The following is a 17,576-nucleotide window of genomic DNA, read 5'->3' as shown; positions in this document are numbered from 1 at the left end:
AGCACAGAGATTTCTTAAAAATTAAAATTGTAGTTTAAAAGGTCCCTCAAAATAGGTTTGATAAGAATCAATAAGATTTCCTTTCAGATCATACACTCCAATCGTGATATTCTGTTTAGAAAGCTTCATTTCATCTTCAGGGAAGCTGATATTAATGGTTCCTTTGGAAATTTTATCTCTGTCCACCTGAATCTTGCTTGAAGCACTATATGTGATTTCACCGTGAGAAGGTTCCATTACTTTTATGGTAACAATTTTCTTCTCATTTGTTTTATTAAGGAATGTATAATTATAAGTATTGGTAATTTTACCATCTCTTACAAAGAAGGTGCTTCCTGCCGGTTTGATAAATTTGGCTTCCATTTCACCACGGCTGTAAAGAAGATATCCCAGAAAGCCTACTAAAAGGAACAGGAATATTGTAAAGCCTTTCATTCTTCCTGTAAATTTAAACTCGGTCTGCTTTTCGATCTCATTTTCAGAGGCGTATCGGATCAGTCCTTTTGGAAGACCCACTTTTTCCATTACTTCATCACATGCATCAATGCAGGCTGTACAGTTTACACATTCCAGCTGCTGTCCGTCTCTGATATCAATACCTGTAGGACATACGACCACACATTGATGACAATCAATACAATCTCCTTTTCCAACTGCTTTTCTGTCTTCACCCTTTCTCCATTTCGCTCTGTTTTCTCCTCTTTTGAAATCGTAGAAAACATTAATGGTATCTTTATCAATCAATACTCCCTGAAGCCTTCCATATGGGCATACAAGGGTACATACCTGCTCTCTGAACCATGCAAATACAAAATAAAATGCAGCTGTAAAGAGAATCATGACCATAAAATTGGTAGGATGGGCAAACGGCCCCTCAGATACGATTTTTAAAACCTCTTCATATCCCACGATGTACATAAACATAAAATGGGTAATGATAAGGGAAATAATGATATATATAGACCATTTTAAGCTTCTTTTCCAGATCTTCTCACTATTCCACTCCTGTCTGTCCAGCTTCATTTGCTTATTCCTGTCACCTTCGATCATATATTCGATTTTACGGAAGATTGATTCCATAAAAATTGTCTGAGGGCATATCCACCCGCAGAAAATTCTTCCGAATGCAATGGTAAAAACAATAATAAATATCAAAGATGCAATAGCTCCTAAAGTCAGGATAAAAAAGTCCTGTGGGTAGAAAGGTTGTCCAAAAATAAAAAACTCCCTGTCTATTACATTAAACATCAATAATGGATTACCATTGATCTTGATGAATGGCAATGAAAAGTAAATAATTAATAAAACATAGCTTACAATGTTTCTATAGTTGGTATATTTCCCTTTTGGTTTTCTAGGGAATACCCATTTTCTTTTTCCGGATTGCTCCATTGTCCCTATAGAATCTCTGTAAGTTTCAGGGTCCAGAACCTGTCCCTGTCCGCCTCGTACTTCTATTTCTTCTATGTCTGACATGTTATAATATGTTTAAAAAAAGAAAAAACATAATTCGTTACTATTTTTTCTAATAACAAATTATGTTTTTTTCATATGTTTCTAATTTTTTAAATTATTCTTTTTCCCAATGTGCTTCAGTTCCCTGAGGAGCAGCTCCTCCCTGAGCCTGAGTCACTGGTGGTAATTCCTGGTTGATGTGATATACATATGCTGCAATTTTTTCAATTTCAGCTCCTGATACCTCTCCGTTCTTACCAAATGCTCTCATCGCCGGATTAGTAGGAGAACCATTCCAGTCCATGTGGAAAATATTCTTAAATAACGTCTTCTCAGGTTGGTTGATCCAGAAGTTATCAGTAAGGTTTGGTCCGATACCTCCACTTCCGTCTTCCTTGTGACAAGATGCACAGTTTGTTTTGAATAATTCTTTTCCTTCCGCAATATTATCAGCAGAGTATTTTGCTGTTTCAATTGTTACAGGAGGCTGCTCACTTTCATATTTTGCAATGCTTGCCATTTGCTCTTTATATTCTTTTTCATATTCGCTTAACGGATGTGCGAAATCTGTGAATGTATAAGCTGCAATGTAAACAATGCAAAAAGCGGTCCCAAAATAGAATAAACCTACCCACCATTTTGGTAATTGGTTATCAAGCTCCATAATTCCATCGAAACCGTGGTCGATAAGAATATCCTTTTCTTCAGAAGCAGATTGCTTTTTGAATGCACTTTGATATAGTCTTTTGAAATATGGAACTTTCTTTTCCGCTAAATACGCTGCTTTTTCTTCCGGAGATAGTTTTTTGAATTTGTTATTCTCAATCAAATCTCCAATAGCACCGTGAATATAAGCTAAGATACCAGCGATCACAACGGTCCCCCAGAAGTATGGAGAAGCCAGGAACGAGTAGCTCTGTACAAATAAATAATAGAAAACTATTAAAAGTCCAATTATTATTAAGATGTTTATAACAACAGGTGTTCTTTGTTTCATAAAAAATAGTTTAATTTTTTAAATTAAAATCGTCATCCTCATCATCCCCAAGTGGAGCTTCTTCTTCTTCCTTGTAATGTTTTTTAGGCCTGCTAAAAACATAGATTACCAAAGCTACGAAGAACAGCATAAAGAAAATCAGAGCCAGCGTCTGGTAAAAACCTGCGTTTTCTGTGTTGGATAATATATCTTTAAAGTTCTGAGGAATCATGTGTGAACCTTTTAATGTTTTTTAGTTATTACTTGCTGTTTTAATTTCAGTGGTCTTGATATCTGTTCCCAATCTCTGAAGATAAGAAATAAGAGCAATAATTTCTTTTTTCTCCAGTTCTCCCTGAGGTCTCTTAGCATAGGCCTCTTTCAGGTCATTTGCTTCAGAGAAGATATCTTTTACAATTTTTGCAGACTGGTTATCTGCCCATTTATCAGCAGAGTCAATTTCAGCTTTCGTGTAAGGTACATCAAATGTATTCTTCATTAGCTTCATTTTATCTACCATTTTAGATCTGTCTAGATTGTTTGCAATCAGCCAAGGATAACGAGGCATAATGGAACCTGCTGAAGTAGATCTTGGATTGTACATGTGTTTATAATGCCAAGAGCTTGGGTTTTTACCTCCTTCTCTATGTAAATCCGGACCTGTTCTCTTAGAACCCCACAGGAATGGTCTGTCATATACGAACTCGCCAGCTTTGGAATATTGCCCGTTTTTACCGTTAAATCTTACGATTTCATCTCTGAACGGTCTGATCATTTGAGAGTGACATGCATTACATCCTTCACGGATATAGATATCTCTACCTTCTAATTCAAGCGGAGAATATGGTTTTACAGCAGAAATCGTAGGGACACTTTTCTTAAGAGATAGTGTAGGGATGATCTCCACCATACTACCTATTGAAATGGTAAATAATGATAATACGGTTAATAACATCGGCATTCTTTCCAGCCAAAGGTGGAAGCCTTCTCCTTCTTTACGTTTGTTCCCGATATTAGCCAAAGCTGGTGCTTCTGCCGGTACTTCTTTTTGGAATGATCCTTTTCTTACTGTAGCAATTACGTTAATGATCATTAAAATTGCTCCTGAAATATAGAATAAACCTCCCAGGAATCTCATTTTGAAGTAAGGAATAATAGCTGTTACAGTATCTAACCAGTTCTTCCATAATAATGTTCCGTCCGGGTTGAATTGTTTCCACATTAATCCTTGTGTGAATCCGGAAATATACATTGGTACTGCATAGAAAATAATTCCTAATGTACCTAACCAGAAATGCCAGTTAGCTAATTTTACAGACCAAAGTTTTGTTCTCCACATGATAGGTACCAGATAGTAGATTACCCCGAATGCCATGAAACCATTCCATCCAAGAGCTCCTAAATGTACGTGACCGATAACCCAGTCTGTGAAGTGACCAATTTTGTTGATGTTTTTTGTTGCTAAAAGCGGACCTTCGAAAGTGGCCATACCATAACAGGTAACTGCTACTACAAAGAATTTAAGAATAGGATTTTCCCTTACTTTATCCCAGGCTCCCCTTAAGGTAAGAAGACCGTTCAGCATCCCTCCCCATGATGGTGCAATAAGCATGATGGAGAACCCTGTTCCCACAGCCTGTGCCCAAGCAGGAAGTGCTGTATATTGAAGGTGGTGAGGACCAGCCCAGATATATACGAAAATTAATGACCAGAAGTGAATAATAGACAGTTTATATGAGAAAACCGGTCTGTCTGCCGCTTTTGGTAAGAAGTAATACATTAGACCTAAAACCGGAGTTGTCAAAACAAATGCTACCGCATTGTGACCATACCACCATTGAACAATGGCGTCTTTTGCTCCTGCATATGCAGAATATGATTTCCAGCCAGCGAATGATAATGGAACTTCAAGATTGTTGAAAATATGAAGCATTGCTACAGCAACCCAGGTACCAAGATAGAACCAGATGGCTACATAAAGGTGTCTTACCCTTCTCTTAGCAATAGTTAAAATCATATTAACTCCGAAAATAATCCAGGATATAGCAATTAAGATATCAATCGGCCACTCATGTTCAGCATACTCTTTAGAAGTATTAATACCCATAAAGAATGTAATGAACGTAGCAACGATCATAAGCTGCCAGGTCCAGAAATGAATCCATGACAATGTATCGCTATACATTCTTGTTTTTAATAATCTTTGCGTAGAGTAGTATACTCCTACATACACAATATTACATACGAATGCAAAGATTACGGTATTGGTATGCAACATCCTGATTCTACCAAAACCAAATGCACCATGAGTGTTTATTAACCCTTGAATATTGCCTGATGCAAGACTATTGATGGTTGTATCATCGGTTCCGAAAAAGAATTCGGGTAATTCAGGGTAGAAAAGCATTAATGCCGCCGTAAGCCCAAACGTAAACCCTATAAAACCAAAGACAATGGTCGCATAGAGGAACGCACGGACAATACTGTTGTCATAACTAAACTTTTGTGTTTCCATATCAACTATTCACTATTTTTCTCAATTTTATTATTTTCTCCTATTTCTTTTTCGTCTTTATGTTTGTCGCCAGTTTCATCTTTTTCCTTGACTTTTTCATCATCGAAAAGGATTCTGACAGCCGGAGATTCATCATCTTCAAACTGTCCTTTTTTGGCATACACTATAAATACGACCAGGAAAATCGCAGCCAAAGAAACACTGCAGACGATCATTAAATATAGAATATCCATTGGACAACAAAATTAACCTATTTTCGGGGTTCAAATTTAGTGAAAAATAATGACATTCATCACGAAATGCCGATTTCAGCTAATTTAAAATCAGTCTAAATAAGGGCGTTTAAGCGCGTTTTTTAAAATATTTCCGACCTAAAATCCAGGTCGAAAGAGTTGTAAAAGTAACTACGGTTATAGAACTTACCGGCATGATGATAGCGGCAAAAAGCGGATGCATATGTCCTGTGACTGCGTAACTTAGGCCAACTATATTGTATAGAAAACTGATTATGAATGTCATTTTCACAATAGTAATCGATCCTTTGCAAACGTTAAGGTAATTATCAAGAGATACCACCTTTTCACCATTCATAATAACATCAGAAGACGGTGTGAAACTGTTGGTGTCATCAGCAATAGCAATCCCTACATTACTTTGTTTCAATGCTCCTGCATCATTCAGTCCATCTCCGAGCATGGCTACTTTCATGTGCTGATCCTGAAGATTTTTAATGTAATTCAGCTTATCTTCAGGGCTTTGATTAAAAGCCATTCCTTTATAATCAGGAATCAACTCCTTGAGCTGGCTTTCTTCTGAAGAGTTGTCCCCGCTCAGGATAAATATCTTGTAATGGGTTAATTTTCCAAACAGTTCTTTAAGTTTAGGACGGTATTCGTTCTTGAAGATGAATTTGCCTAAAAACTGGCCGTTTTTACTGATATAAACAGCCGTTTCAAGATTTTTAGGTTCCTGATTATTATATCTAGCCGAGCCAATTTTGTAAAGATTTCCTCTTACATTGGCTTCATATCCTTTCCCGGATATTTCCCTGAAGGCTTCAACCGGGAAATAATCATCATTCACTTCAATAAATTCATAAAGTGATTTTGAAAGAGGGTGATTGGAATTTTTAAGCAAAGTTTTGATATTCAGTAGGTCAAATTCTGAAATTTCGGAACCGCTATATTTGATGTTTGATTTTTTCCGGTGGGTGATGGTTCCTGTTTTGTCAAAAACGATCGTGTCAAGCCTGGCTATTTTTTCAATTGTTAAAGTGTCCTTTACATAGAATTTGTTTCGGCCTAAAATTCTCATAATGTGGCCAAAAGTAAACGGTGCAGACAACGCGAGAGCACATGGGCAGGCGATGATCAGAATAGCGGATATTACCTGAAACATTTTTTCAAGATCTACAAATGACCAGTAAATTCCGGAAATAAGGGCAATGCCTAAAATAATGAATGTGAAATATTTGCTAATGCTGTTTGTCAGGGTGTCAAGGCCGGTTTCGTGCTTTTTAAATGCTTCTTTGTTCCAGAGCTGGGTAAGGTAGCTTTGGTCTACATCTTTTATGACTTCCAGCTCAAGAGATGACCCTATCTGTTTACCTCCGGCAAAAATCTTATCACCCGGTTGTTTGCTGATGCTTTCACTTTCACCGGTAATAAAGCTGTTGTCGATGTTTCCTTCTCCATTGATAAGAATGGCATCTACAGGGATGATTTCCTGATTTCTTACTAAAATTCTGTCGCCTACCTTTATTTCTGAAAGTAATATGTTTTCCTGTTTTCCTTCAAAGTCAACTTTCGTTACAGCAATCGGGTAAAATGATTTGTAGTCCCTGTCATATGAAAGAGCGCTGTAGGTTCTTTTCTGGAAAATTTTACCCATAAGCATAAAGAAAAGAAGTCCGCAGAGCGTATCAAAATATCCGGGACCGTAATCGGTTGCCACTTCATAAATACTTCTTCCGAAAAGGACAAATATTCCCAGTACAATAGGCACGTCAATGTTAACGATTTTGTTTTTTAAACCATACCATGCGGATTTATAATAGTCGGACGCAGAGTAAAATACAACCGGGCATGCCAGTAAGAACATTAATATCCTGAAAAGTCCTTTGTAATGCTCCATCCAGTAATCTTCTCCTCCAACGTATTCAGGGAAGGCTAAAAACATCCCGTTACCGAAAGCAAAGCCTGCAATAGCAAACTTTACAAGGAGCGATTTGTCAAGATGGTCTACATTCTTTTCTGCTGTTTCAAGACTGATGACAGGTTTGTATCCAAGATTGGTTAAGAAATTAGCTAATTCGCTTAATTTTAAATCGTTATGGTTAAATGAGATCTGCAGGGTCTTTCTGGTGAAATTAACCTGCGAGTATTTAATATATGGATTTAAGGTATGGAGACTTTCCAATAGCCATATACATGAAGAACAGTGGATTACGGGAATTTTAAATGTAACGAGACTGGTGTTGCCTTCAGAAAAATCTGTAACTTTTTCAAAAATTTCCGGAGTATCTAAATAATCGAATTGTGTGGAGCTTTCATCACCGGGACGGATTCCTGCCCCTTTATTAAGTTCGTAAAAATTACTTAAATTGTTAGTATTCAGGATCTCATAAACAGACTTACAGCCGTTGCAGCAGAAAGTCTTTTCATCAAACAGAATTCTCTCTTTTTCTATACCTTGACCACAATGAAAACAGTTCTCGCTCACCACCATAAAATATTGAACTACAAAATTATAACAATTTTTTTTGTTTATCGAGTTAAAAAGTTCTATTTTTGTGATAAATATCATATAAAATGCCGCAGGAACAACAGATAGCAATTGAAGAGAGGTTCGCCAGAGTTTTTAATGATAAATCATTTAAGGAAAGACTTTCTAGCGCAGATTTTGAAAAATATATTAATGGCAAAAAGAAACTGAGTTTTCAGAAGCACGATACTATTTTCGAGGATGGAGAAACTCCAAAAGGAGTATTTGTTCTTGAGAAAGGGGCTGCCAAATTGTCAAAATCCGGAGCGTTCGGAAAAGATCAGATTTTAAGATTTATCAAAGAAGGGGATATCATCGGCTATCGTTCTTTGCTTTGCGGGGAAAACTTCCAGGCAAAAGCAGAAGCAATGACAGATATTGAATGCGTTTTTTTGCCGGCAGATATCTTCATGTATCTTTTAGAAGTTGATCCGCAGTTATCTTTTGTAATGCTTCAAAAGATTTCCTATGAATTAGGAGAGTCTTCAAATACAATTACATTCCTTGCCCAGAAAACGGTGAGAGAAAGATTAGCGGAAATTTTATTGCTTCTTGAACAGAAATTAGGAGTTGATCCGGAAGGATTTATTAAAATTTCATTAACAAGAGAGGAAATAGCCAACATTATAGGGACAGCTACTGAAAGTGCCATCCGTCTGATCTCTGAATTCAAGCAGGATAATCTGATTGAAGTAGATGGAAGGAATATCAAGATCTTAAATCACGACAAACTCATGAAACTCGGTCACGTAGTTTTATAAATCATACAAAAAACTTAAGTCGGCTAAAAGCCGACTTTTTAACTTTTAAAAAATAGATACAATTATGTCTGTTCACTCTGAAATTAAAAAAGTTACAACTGAAACCTTGCGTAAAATGAAATTCGACAAGGAGAAAATTACCATGCTGACTGCCTATGACTATACCACGGCTAAAATGGTGGATGCAGGCGGTGTAGATGCTATTTTGATTGGAGACTCTGCGGCAAATGTAATGGCGGGTTTTGAAACTACTTTGCCTATTACGTTGGATCAGATGATCTATCATGCTCAAAGTGTGGTAAGGGGAACTGATAGAGCTCTGGTCATTGCAGATCTGCCTTTCGGGACTTATCAGAGTAATCCTGAAAAAGCATTGGAGTCTGCAGTAAGGATGATGAAGGAAGGAGGTGCCCACGCAGTGAAAATTGAAGGGGGAAAAGAAATTTCAAAGTCAATAAAAAAAATAATTAATGCCGGAATTCCGGTAATGGGACACCTGGGATTAACACCGCAGTCTATCTATAAATTCGGAACTTATAAAGTAAGAGCTAAAGAAGAAGCGGAAGCAGAAAAACTGATTGCTGATGCACAGCTTTTGGAAGAATTAGGATGTTTTTCTGTAGTACTGGAAAAGATTCCGGCAGAATTGGCTAAGAAAGTAACAGACAGTATTTCTATTCCGACTATTGGGATCGGAGCCGGAGCTGACTGTGACGGGCAGGTCCTGGTGTATCATGATATGGTAGGAATGAACAAAGGTTTCAGTCCGAAATTTTTAAGAAGATATCTGGATCTTTATACTGAAATTACAGGAGCTGTTTCACAATATGTAAAAGATGTGAAAAATGTTGAGTTTCCGAATGAAAATGAAAGCTACTAATCAATGCAGAATCAACAACAATCTATCCAGGGAATATTATCTATTGCAGCATTGATCTGTCTTGCTGTAGGGTGGTTTAATTTATTCTCCCCGGAAATCAATCACTTACTTTCAAGAAAGGTTTTTTATGTGCTGATAGGAGCAAGTTTCTTTATTCAGGCTCCACTGCTTACCAATAAAAACTTTGTATATGCTATGTATGCTGCTGCGGCAATCTGTGTACTCGGAGCATTCATTCCGGAAGGATCAAAACTTTCAGCCCTTAAAACAGTGGGACTTCTGGCAGGAATTATTTTGTCGTTATCCAATAGAAGAAGATAGACCGAAAAAGTATGAAGGAGCAGATTGTATATGAAGATAATCATCTTTTGGTGGTCAATAAAAAGGTCGGACAACTTGTGCAGGGGGACAAAACAGGAGATGAATCACTGTTGGACTCAATAAAGAACTTTATAAAGATAAGGGATGATAAGCCGGGAAATGTTTTTCTCGGCCTGGTACACCGTATAGACCGGCCTACTTCAGGGCTGGTAATTTATGCTAAAACTTCAAAAGCTCTTTCACGTCTTACCCAGATGGTAAAGAACCGTGAGATTAAAAAAACATATTGGGCAGTTGTAGGAAAAGAACTTATTCCGCAAAGCCAGAGACTGATTCATTATTTAAAGAAAAATGAAAAGAATAATAAGGCTGTTGTTTTCCCTAAAGCAACAGAAGGGGCGAAAGAAGCAATTTTAACGTATCATATTATTAAGGCTCTGGATAATTATCTGCTCTTGGAAATAGATCTGGAAACGGGAAGACACCATCAGATTCGGGCACAGTTATCAAAAACGGGCGTTCCGATCAAAGGTGATCTGAAATATGGTTCACCACGTTCTAATCCTGACGGTGGAATCAATCTGCATGCAAGAAAATTAGAATTTATCCATCCGGTAACCAAAGAAAAAATTGAAATTACAGCTCCGGTTCCGCAAAATGATGCGGTCTGGCGAGCTTGTGAAGAATAAGAATCCTGCAAATTTTGCAGGATTTTTTTATATGTAATTTATGGCGTTTTTGATCTTTTTTATGTTATTTTGATCTTTTTTATTTGTTTTTATTATAAATAAAGCTGTTAAAATAATTTATAATTGAATTATTTGTAAAAATTCATATCTTGGTTGTGAAACAAACAAACTTGCTATGAAACATTTTTACAAAATTTACGAAAGGAGTAAAAAGTATTTTAAACTGACCCTCGGAGCGGCTTTACTTGCTGTATCTCCAGGTGTGAATGCCCAAGTTAGTGCTTATGCATTTACTCAGTCTACAGGAACTTACACTCCAATTATAGGAACAGTTTTGGATGCTGCAACAGGAAATACCTCTGCAACTAATCTCAACAGCAATGTCTATCCTCTGTCACTGCCATGCAATTTTAATTTTAACGGAACATCTTATAACTCGTTAAATGTATCTACAAACGGCTTTATCACTTTTGGGACAATAGCTCCGGGTACAATTGTTACAACACCAATCTCGGGTTCTGCTGCTTATGATGGGGCAATATCTGTTTTTGGGAAAGATTTAAGCAGTGTTTTTGATATAGGTGGTTCTACCGGTGATATTAGCTGGGAAGTAACCGGTACGGCGCCAAACAGAGAAGTGGTTATCCAATGGGAAAATTTCAGGCCTAACAGCAGTACATCTACAACTACTGCCTATACTTTTTCATTTCAGATCCGGTTAAAAGAAACGTCTGATATTATTGAAATGGTATATAACAGCGGAGGGTATCTTGTGGGGTCATCCACTGTTTCAGGAACTGCTCAGGTCGGATTGAGAGGAGCTACCAATGTTGATTTTAATACCCGTCTTAATGCAACCACACTGGAATTTATAAATTCAACTTCCGGAACAGCAAATAACAGTACACAGGCATTTAATACCAATAATACAACACCCGGAATGCCTGCTGCGGGATTAACGTATACCTGGACTCCTCCGACATGCTATGTTCCATCAGGTTTGACAGGAACAGCAACAAGTAATGACGCAACTATTTCATGGACTGCTTCTTCCTCAGCTCCTGTGGGGTATGATATCTATTATAGTACATCAAATACTCCTCCAACTTCCTCTACAGTCCCAAGTAATCCTAATGTTCCGGGAACATCTGCTTCAATCGGGCCATTAGCTCCGTATACAGCTTATTATGTTTGGGTTAGATCCAATTGTGGAGCAGGGAATACAAGCATATGGTCCCCGCAGCCTATACAAATTATTACCCAATGCCAGCCTCCGGCAATTCTTACAACCAATGGAGCCACTTTTTGTTCCGCACAGACGGCAACGTTATCGGCAACATCAGATCCGGGAACAACCATTACATGGTATGATTCTGCTACCGGGGGAAATGTGGTTGGAACAGGTCCGGCGTTTACGACTCCTCCATTGACAAATACGACTCCTTATTATGTAACAGCTTCTACAGGAAGCAGGGTTATGACAGGATTTACCAATGCTGTATCTTCATCGGGATATACCTTAGATGCCGGTTTGCTCTTTGATGTGTATTCCCCTCTTACTATTGAAGGAGTATATGTATATCCGATGGGAACAGGAGCTGGAACTGTGGAAATCGCTTTACAGGACGGGAATGTTTCTCCTGCAGTAACCTTACAGACAATTACGGTAAACCTTACAGGTTCAGGGGCACCACATGTTAAAACTTATGTACCGTTAAATTTTACGGTAGTACCAGGAAACAATTATAAATTGATGATGGTAACAAGGTCAGGGGATGTTACCGGATTAATCAGGGAATCAGGTTCCGGCTGGGGCAGCTATCCGTTTACAGCTCCGGGACTGTTATCCATAACCGCTGGAAATCTTTCAGGAAATTCGCCTTCAACTTCGTATTATTACTTCTATGACTGGAAGGTAAGCAATATATGTGAAAGCCCGAGAAGCATAGTTACTGCTACGCTTGACAGCAATTGCTTAAGTACCTCAGAAATAGAAATGAAAGATCAGATGAAAATATATCCTAATCCATTTAAGGATATCATTACCATTACTGATATTGAAAAAGTTAGCTCTATTCAGATTGTTGATATTTCAGGAAGAATGATTAAAAAAATTAATAATGTATCCCGTGAAATTGATCTTGGAGACCTGAAATCCGGATTATATATTCTTAATCTGATCATGAAGGACGGAAGTATAACGAACGTAAAAGCAATAAAAAAATAAAATGTAAAAACAAAAGTAAAAGTCCGGAGGTTTAAGTACTTCCGGATTTTTTTGTTTATGTATTTACTTTTCTAAAAAAAATAACTAACTTCGCCCCATACTTTAGGGGTGTCTGTTGACAACAGACTGAGACTTTACCCTTTGAACCTGATCTGGATCATACCAGCGTAGGGAAAAGTAGATGACTTTTGCTGTGCATTCTATTGTACAATAACAGCCATTCCTAAAGTGTATTTAAATTTATTAGGAATGGAACTTATTATCAACCACACCCGAAAAATATTTGAGATACTTCCGCCGAACCTGGAGGTGTTGCTTGCTATGGAATTGCCCGGAAAGAAAAAAGGAATTGCCATAGCGCTCAATAATCGCATTATCCCGCTGTCTGCCTGGGCAGAAACTTCCCTTAAAGATAAAGATTCAGTTTTAATCATTACTGCCACTCAGGGCGGTTAACTTATATATTTAATACCAATATCTATGGCTCATTCAATTACATGTTCGCCATTTCCGAACTCAAAAAAAATTTACGTTGAAGGAACAATACATCCTGTCAGTGTAGCAATGCGTGAAATACAGCTTAGCCCAACCAGGCTTAGCAGCGGAGATTTAGAAGATAATGCTCCGGTGACTGTTTATGATACATCAGGTCCTTATACTGATGAAAATGCGGTCATTGATATTCAGAAAGGACTTCCAAGAATCAGAGAACAATGGATTCTGAACAGAGGTGATGTAGATATTCTGGATGGAATTACTTCAGAGTACGGCAAAGCCCGTTTAGCAGATTCACGTCTTGATGAACTGAGGTTTTCATACGATCATAAACCTAAAGTAGCAAAGCATGGAAAAGAGCTTACTCAGCTTTATTATGCAAAACAGGGAATTATTACCCCGGAAATGGAATATGTGGCGATCAGAGAAAACCAAAAGATAGAACAGCTTGATTCCGTATCAAAAGAAATGGCTTTTCAGCATGCCGGACACAGTTTTGGAGCCAATACTCCGAAAAGCAGGATTACCCCTGAGTTTGTAAGGGATGAAATTGCTGCCGGAAGAGCCATTATTCCCAATAATATCAATCACCCGGAAAGTGAACCGATGATCATCGGAAGAAATTTCCTGGTAAAAATCAATGCCAATATAGGAAACAGTGCCGTTTCATCCAGTATTGAGGAAGAAGTAGAGAAAGCGGTGTGGGCATGCCGGTGGGGAGCAGATACTATTATGGATCTTTCAACCGGAAAAAATATTCATGAAACAAGAGAATGGATTATCAGGAACAGTCCCGTTCCGATTGGAACAGTTCCTATTTATCAGGCATTGGAAAAAGTAAAAGGTGTGCCGGAAGATCTGACCTGGGAAGTTTTTAAAGACACCCTGATTGAACAGGCAGAGCAGGGAGTATCCTATTTTACCATTCATGCAGGGGTTTTACTACGATATATCCACCTTACAGCAAACAGGGTGACAGGAATAGTTTCCAGAGGAGGGTCTATTATGGCAAAATGGTGTCTTTACCATCATAAAGAAAACTTCTTATATACCCATTTTGAAGAGATCTGTGAGATTATGAAGAAATATGATGTTGCATTTTCATTGGGAGACGGCCTTCGCCCGGGGTCTATTGCTGATGCCAATGATGCAGCTCAATTTGCAGAACTGGAAACCTTGGGAGAATTGACAAAAATTGCCTGGAAGCATAACGTACAGGTAATGATTGAAGGACCGGGCCATGTTCCGATGCATATGATCAAGGAAAATATGGATAAGCAGCTGGAGGAATGCCATGAAGCTCCATTTTATACCCTGGGACCCCTGACTACTGATATTGCGCCGGGATATGATCACATAACTTCCGGAATCGGGGCCGCAATGATCGGGTGGTTTGGCTGTGCTATGCTCTGCTATGTAACACCGAAGGAACACTTAGGGCTTCCGAACAAAGAAGATGTAAAAGTGGGAGTGATTACTTATAAACTGGCAGCTCATGCGGCAGATCTTGCAAAAGGACATCCGGGGGCACAGTACAGGGATAACGCATTAAGTAAAGCAAGGTTTGAATTCAGATGGGAAGATCAGTTCAATCTTTCATTAGACCCTGAAACGGCAAGGGCATATCATGATGAAACACTTCCGGCAGAAGGGGCTAAAATTGCACACTTCTGTTCTATGTGCGGGCCAAAGTTCTGCTCAATGAAAATCACTCAGGAAATTCGTGAGTCTGCAGAAAAAGGAATGCTGGATAAATCACAGGAGTTTATTGAAAAAGGGAAAGAAATTTATATATGATCCTGGTTATCACTCCTGAATTGATTGTTCCGAACGAACCTGATAGTATTAATCAGATGTTTCAGGAAGGTCTTGATCTGCTCCATATCCGCAAACCGTGGATCAGCCGTAATGAAATGATTGAATTCATCACCCAAATTGACGAATCTTTTCGTTCGCAGCTGGTGCTTCATACACATTATGACCTTGGGAAAGAATATCATATTTCAAGATTTCATTTCAGGGAAACTGACCGTGAGCAAGGAAAATACAAACCCTTTGTGCCGGAAAATATTATTTCAACTTCAGTACATGATATCAGAACATACAATACTTTGGATAAAGAATGGGAATATGCTTTTATAAGCCCGTTCTTTCCAAGTATATCCAAAAAAGGATATGGGCTGGGCTCCACCATTAAAGAAGAAATAAAATATAAGAATAATCCGGATGTAAAGTTAATAGCCTTGGGAGGGATTAATGAAGAAAATATTCATGAAGTCTTTGAGTCAGAGGCTGATGGGGTGGCCTTATTAGGAGGGGTCTGGGAAAATAAAGAACCACTAAAAGTATTCAGGAAATGCAGGAGCGCCCTTATGTCATAAGTATTGCGGGTTTTGACCCGACTGGTGGAGCTGGTTTACTATCAGACAGTAAAACCTTTGAGCAATCCAAAGTGATGGGCTTGGGAGTATGTACCGCATTAACATTACAGACTGCTTCAAAATGTCTTAGTCTGGACTGGCGTCCTGTGGAAGAAGTTACCGGTGCGATTCAGGTGCTGATGGAGAACTATCCCGTTTCAGCAGTGAAAATCGGAATTGTGAGGGATGCAGAATTTCTAGGTAAAATTGTAGAAGCGGTTCAAAAGTATAATTCTGAAATTAAAATGGTTTGGGATCCTGTCCTGAAAAGTACCTCCGAATTCACTTTTTTTGATCTTGAAACCCTTTCTCAATTAAAAAATACCATTAATAAGCTCAGTTTAATAACTCCCAATTATAATGAATACAGTGTTTTAAAGGAAAATAATCTTTTGCCGGATACCCATCAATGTTCATTATTAATCAAAGGAGGGCATAGGGAAGATCATTTAGGAACGGATATTTTAGTTGAAAACGGAAAAAAAACTCTTTTAGTTCCTGCTGAAAATAATACGGTATATTTTCCTAAGCATGGTTCAGGTTGTGTTTTATCATCAGCCATTACAGCAGAACTTGCTAAAGGTGAAAATATGAAAGCCGCCTGTAAACATGGAAAATTATACATCGAAAAATTTTTAAAAAGCAATTCTACATTATTGGGAACACATTCATAGAAAACATGGAAAAATTACAATACATATCACAGGGAAATACCCGACAGGAACAGGAACTTCATATCCGTAAAGCTCTGGATAACGGGATCAAATGGGTGCAGGTTCGATGGAAAAATGCTCCTGAAAATGAATTGATAAACCTTTGTGAAATTTCAAAACAACTTTGCTCAGAATATCATTCAGTTTGTATTATCAATGATCATGTACAAATAGCTAAAGAAATAGATGCTGACGGAGTGCACTTAGGTTTGAATGACAGCTCTATTGAAGAAGCAAGACTGATCTTAGGCGAAAACAAAATCATCGGGGGGACAGCGAATACCCTTTCAGATGTTATCCGGAGAATCAATGAAACTTGTGACTATATTGGTTTGGGGCCATTGAGATTTACCACTACCAAGGAAAAGCTAAGCCCTGTTCTTGGATTTGAAGGATACCGGAATATCGTTGAAGGGTTAAAAGATAAATCAATGGAAATCCCTAAAATATTTGCAATCGGGAGCGTCGCTTCTGAAGATATTTTACCCTTACAGCAAATAGGAGTTTATGGTGTTGCTGTATCGGGGCTCATTACCAGGCAGCCGGCCATTATTAACGAACTAAAAAAAGTAATGATATGAATAATCAGAAATTAGAAATAACAGGAAGAACTTTTGAATCAAGACTGTTCTTAGGAACAGGAAAGTTCGGAAGCATGAGAGATATGATACAATCTGTAGTCGCATCCGAAACCAATATGGTGACCCTGGCGCTCAAAAGAATTGATGCTCAGGCCGGTGAGGATGATCTGCTTGATTCATTAAAAGAGACCAATGTTCATCTTCTTCCCAATACTTCCGGAGCCAGAACTGCTAAAGAAGCTGTATTAGCAGCACAATTAGCAAGAGAAGCTTTGGAGACCAACTGGGTAAAGCTGGAAATCCATCCTGACCCAAAATATTTATTGCCAGATCCTATCGAAACCTTGTATGCTACGGAAGAACTTGCAAAACTAGGCTTCATAGTGATGCCTTATATCCATGCCGATCCGGTTTTATGTAAGCGTCTTGAAAATGCCGGAACGGCAGTAGTAATGCCTTTGGGAGCACCGATAGGAACAAATAAAGGATTAAGAACACAGGATTTTCTGGAAATAATCATCAGTCAAAGTAATGTTCCCGTAGTGGTAGATGCAGGAATCGGAGCGCCGTCAGATGCTGCTAAAGCAATGGAAATGGGAGCAGATGCCGTTTTGGTGAATACGGCTATTGCTGTTGCCGGAAATCCGTTGAATATGGCTGTTGCTTTTAAAGAAGGTGTAATTGCCGGAAGAAGAGCTTTTGAATCAGGACTGGGGGCCATTGCTAACCATGCGGAAGCTTCAAGTCCGCTTACCTCATTTTTATTTGAATAAATCAGAA

General features: G+C 38.3%; 17 protein-coding genes and 1 riboswitch. Of the genes, 11 read left to right on the top strand and 6 right to left on the bottom strand.

What is annotated here, in order from left to right:
- Nucleotides 1-21 precede the first annotated feature (21 nt).
- The 6 genes from ccoG to DRF59_RS04430 all read right to left on the bottom strand — a co-directional run bounded on the left by ccoG (nt 22) and on the right by DRF59_RS04430 (nt 7,667).
- A complete protein-coding gene (gene ccoG, locus DRF59_RS04455; protein ID WP_115957212.1) occupies nt 22-1,476 on the bottom strand; it encodes a cytochrome c oxidase accessory protein CcoG in 1,455 nt (484 codons plus the stop codon).
- A gap of 94 nt (nt 1,477-1,570) precedes the next feature.
- Nucleotides 1,571-2,452, bottom strand: a complete 882-nt coding sequence (locus DRF59_RS04450; protein WP_115957210.1) for a cbb3-type cytochrome c oxidase N-terminal domain-containing protein — start codon at nt 2,450-2,452, stop codon at nt 1,571-1,573.
- 10 nt (nt 2,453-2,462) lie between these two features.
- A complete protein-coding gene (locus DRF59_RS04445) occupies nt 2,463-2,663 on the bottom strand; it encodes a cbb3-type cytochrome oxidase subunit 3 (protein WP_115957208.1) in 201 nt (66 codons plus the stop codon).
- A gap of 21 nt (nt 2,664-2,684) precedes the next feature.
- The gene (gene ccoN, locus DRF59_RS04440; protein WP_115957206.1) at nt 2,685-4,946 is read right to left on the bottom strand and encodes a cytochrome-c oxidase, cbb3-type subunit I; all 2,262 of its coding nucleotides are present in this window, start codon (nt 4,944-4,946) and stop codon (nt 2,685-2,687) included.
- Nucleotides 4,947-4,951: 5 nt separating this feature from the next.
- The gene (gene ccoS, locus DRF59_RS04435; RefSeq protein ID WP_115957204.1) at nt 4,952-5,179 is read right to left on the bottom strand and encodes a cbb3-type cytochrome oxidase assembly protein CcoS; all 228 of its coding nucleotides are present in this window, start codon (nt 5,177-5,179) and stop codon (nt 4,952-4,954) included.
- A 109-nt stretch (nt 5,180-5,288) separates the two neighbouring features.
- A complete protein-coding gene (locus tag DRF59_RS04430) occupies nt 5,289-7,667 on the bottom strand; it encodes a heavy metal translocating P-type ATPase (RefSeq protein WP_115957635.1) in 2,379 nt (792 codons plus the stop codon).
- An 89-nt stretch (nt 7,668-7,756) separates the two neighbouring features.
- On the opposite strand from DRF59_RS04430, the gene DRF59_RS04425 reads away from it, so the two are divergent.
- The 11 genes from DRF59_RS04425 (at nt 7,757) to DRF59_RS04375 (ending at nt 17,569) form a co-directional block, all read left to right on the top strand.
- Nucleotides 7,757-8,470, top strand: coding sequence for a Crp/Fnr family transcriptional regulator (locus tag DRF59_RS04425; protein ID WP_050019785.1), 714 nt, complete (start codon nt 7,757-7,759; stop codon nt 8,468-8,470).
- Between the two features lie 64 nt (nt 8,471-8,534).
- Nucleotides 8,535-9,350, top strand: a complete 816-nt coding sequence (panB, locus tag DRF59_RS04420) for a 3-methyl-2-oxobutanoate hydroxymethyltransferase (RefSeq protein ID WP_115957202.1) — start codon at nt 8,535-8,537, stop codon at nt 9,348-9,350.
- Between the two features lie 3 nt (nt 9,351-9,353).
- Nucleotides 9,354-9,671: a hypothetical protein gene (locus DRF59_RS04415; protein WP_105684126.1), complete on the top strand. Its 318-nt coding sequence runs from the start codon at nt 9,354-9,356 to the stop codon at nt 9,669-9,671.
- A gap of 11 nt (nt 9,672-9,682) precedes the next feature.
- Complete coding sequence (locus DRF59_RS04410) at nt 9,683-10,360, top strand: RluA family pseudouridine synthase (protein WP_115957200.1); 678 nt, start codon at nt 9,683-9,685, stop codon at nt 10,358-10,360.
- Nucleotides 10,361-10,535: 175 nt separating this feature from the next.
- Nucleotides 10,536-12,587 carry an Ig-like domain-containing protein gene (locus tag DRF59_RS04405; RefSeq protein ID WP_115957198.1) on the top strand — a complete coding sequence of 684 codons (2,052 nt, stop codon included), beginning with the start codon at nt 10,536-10,538 and terminating at the stop codon, nt 12,585-12,587.
- 94 nt (nt 12,588-12,681) lie between these two features.
- Nucleotides 12,682-12,778, top strand: a riboswitch (TPP riboswitch).
- Between the two features lie 58 nt (nt 12,779-12,836).
- Entirely contained in the window at nt 12,837-13,043 is a 207-nt protein-coding gene (gene thiS, locus DRF59_RS04400; RefSeq protein WP_115957196.1) for a sulfur carrier protein ThiS, read from the top strand.
- 24 nt (nt 13,044-13,067) lie between these two features.
- Nucleotides 13,068-14,879 carry a phosphomethylpyrimidine synthase ThiC gene (thiC, locus tag DRF59_RS04395; RefSeq protein ID WP_115957194.1) on the top strand — a complete coding sequence of 604 codons (1,812 nt, stop codon included), beginning with the start codon at nt 13,068-13,070 and terminating at the stop codon, nt 14,877-14,879.
- The gene (locus DRF59_RS04390) at nt 14,876-15,463 is read left to right on the top strand and encodes a thiamine phosphate synthase (RefSeq protein ID WP_115957192.1); all 588 of its coding nucleotides are present in this window, start codon (nt 14,876-14,878) and stop codon (nt 15,461-15,463) included. The genes thiC and DRF59_RS04390 overlap by 4 nt, the downstream gene beginning before the upstream one ends.
- Complete coding sequence (locus tag DRF59_RS04385; protein ID WP_115957190.1) at nt 15,439-16,176, top strand: hydroxymethylpyrimidine/phosphomethylpyrimidine kinase; 738 nt, start codon at nt 15,439-15,441, stop codon at nt 16,174-16,176. Before DRF59_RS04390 ends, DRF59_RS04385 begins: the two co-directional genes overlap by 25 nt.
- 5 nt (nt 16,177-16,181) lie before the next feature.
- Nucleotides 16,182-16,796, top strand: a complete 615-nt coding sequence (locus DRF59_RS04380; RefSeq protein WP_115957188.1) for a thiamine phosphate synthase — start codon at nt 16,182-16,184, stop codon at nt 16,794-16,796.
- Entirely contained in the window at nt 16,793-17,569 is a 777-nt protein-coding gene (locus DRF59_RS04375; RefSeq protein WP_115957186.1) for a thiazole synthase, read from the top strand. Before DRF59_RS04380 ends, DRF59_RS04375 begins: the two co-directional genes overlap by 4 nt.
- Nucleotides 17,570-17,576 lie beyond the last annotated feature (7 nt).

The organism is Chryseobacterium flavum, assembly GCF_003385595.1.
Classification (GTDB): Bacteria; Bacteroidota; Bacteroidia; order Flavobacteriales; family Weeksellaceae; genus Chryseobacterium; species Chryseobacterium flavum.
This window is presented reverse-complemented; position numbering and strand designations above follow the sequence as displayed.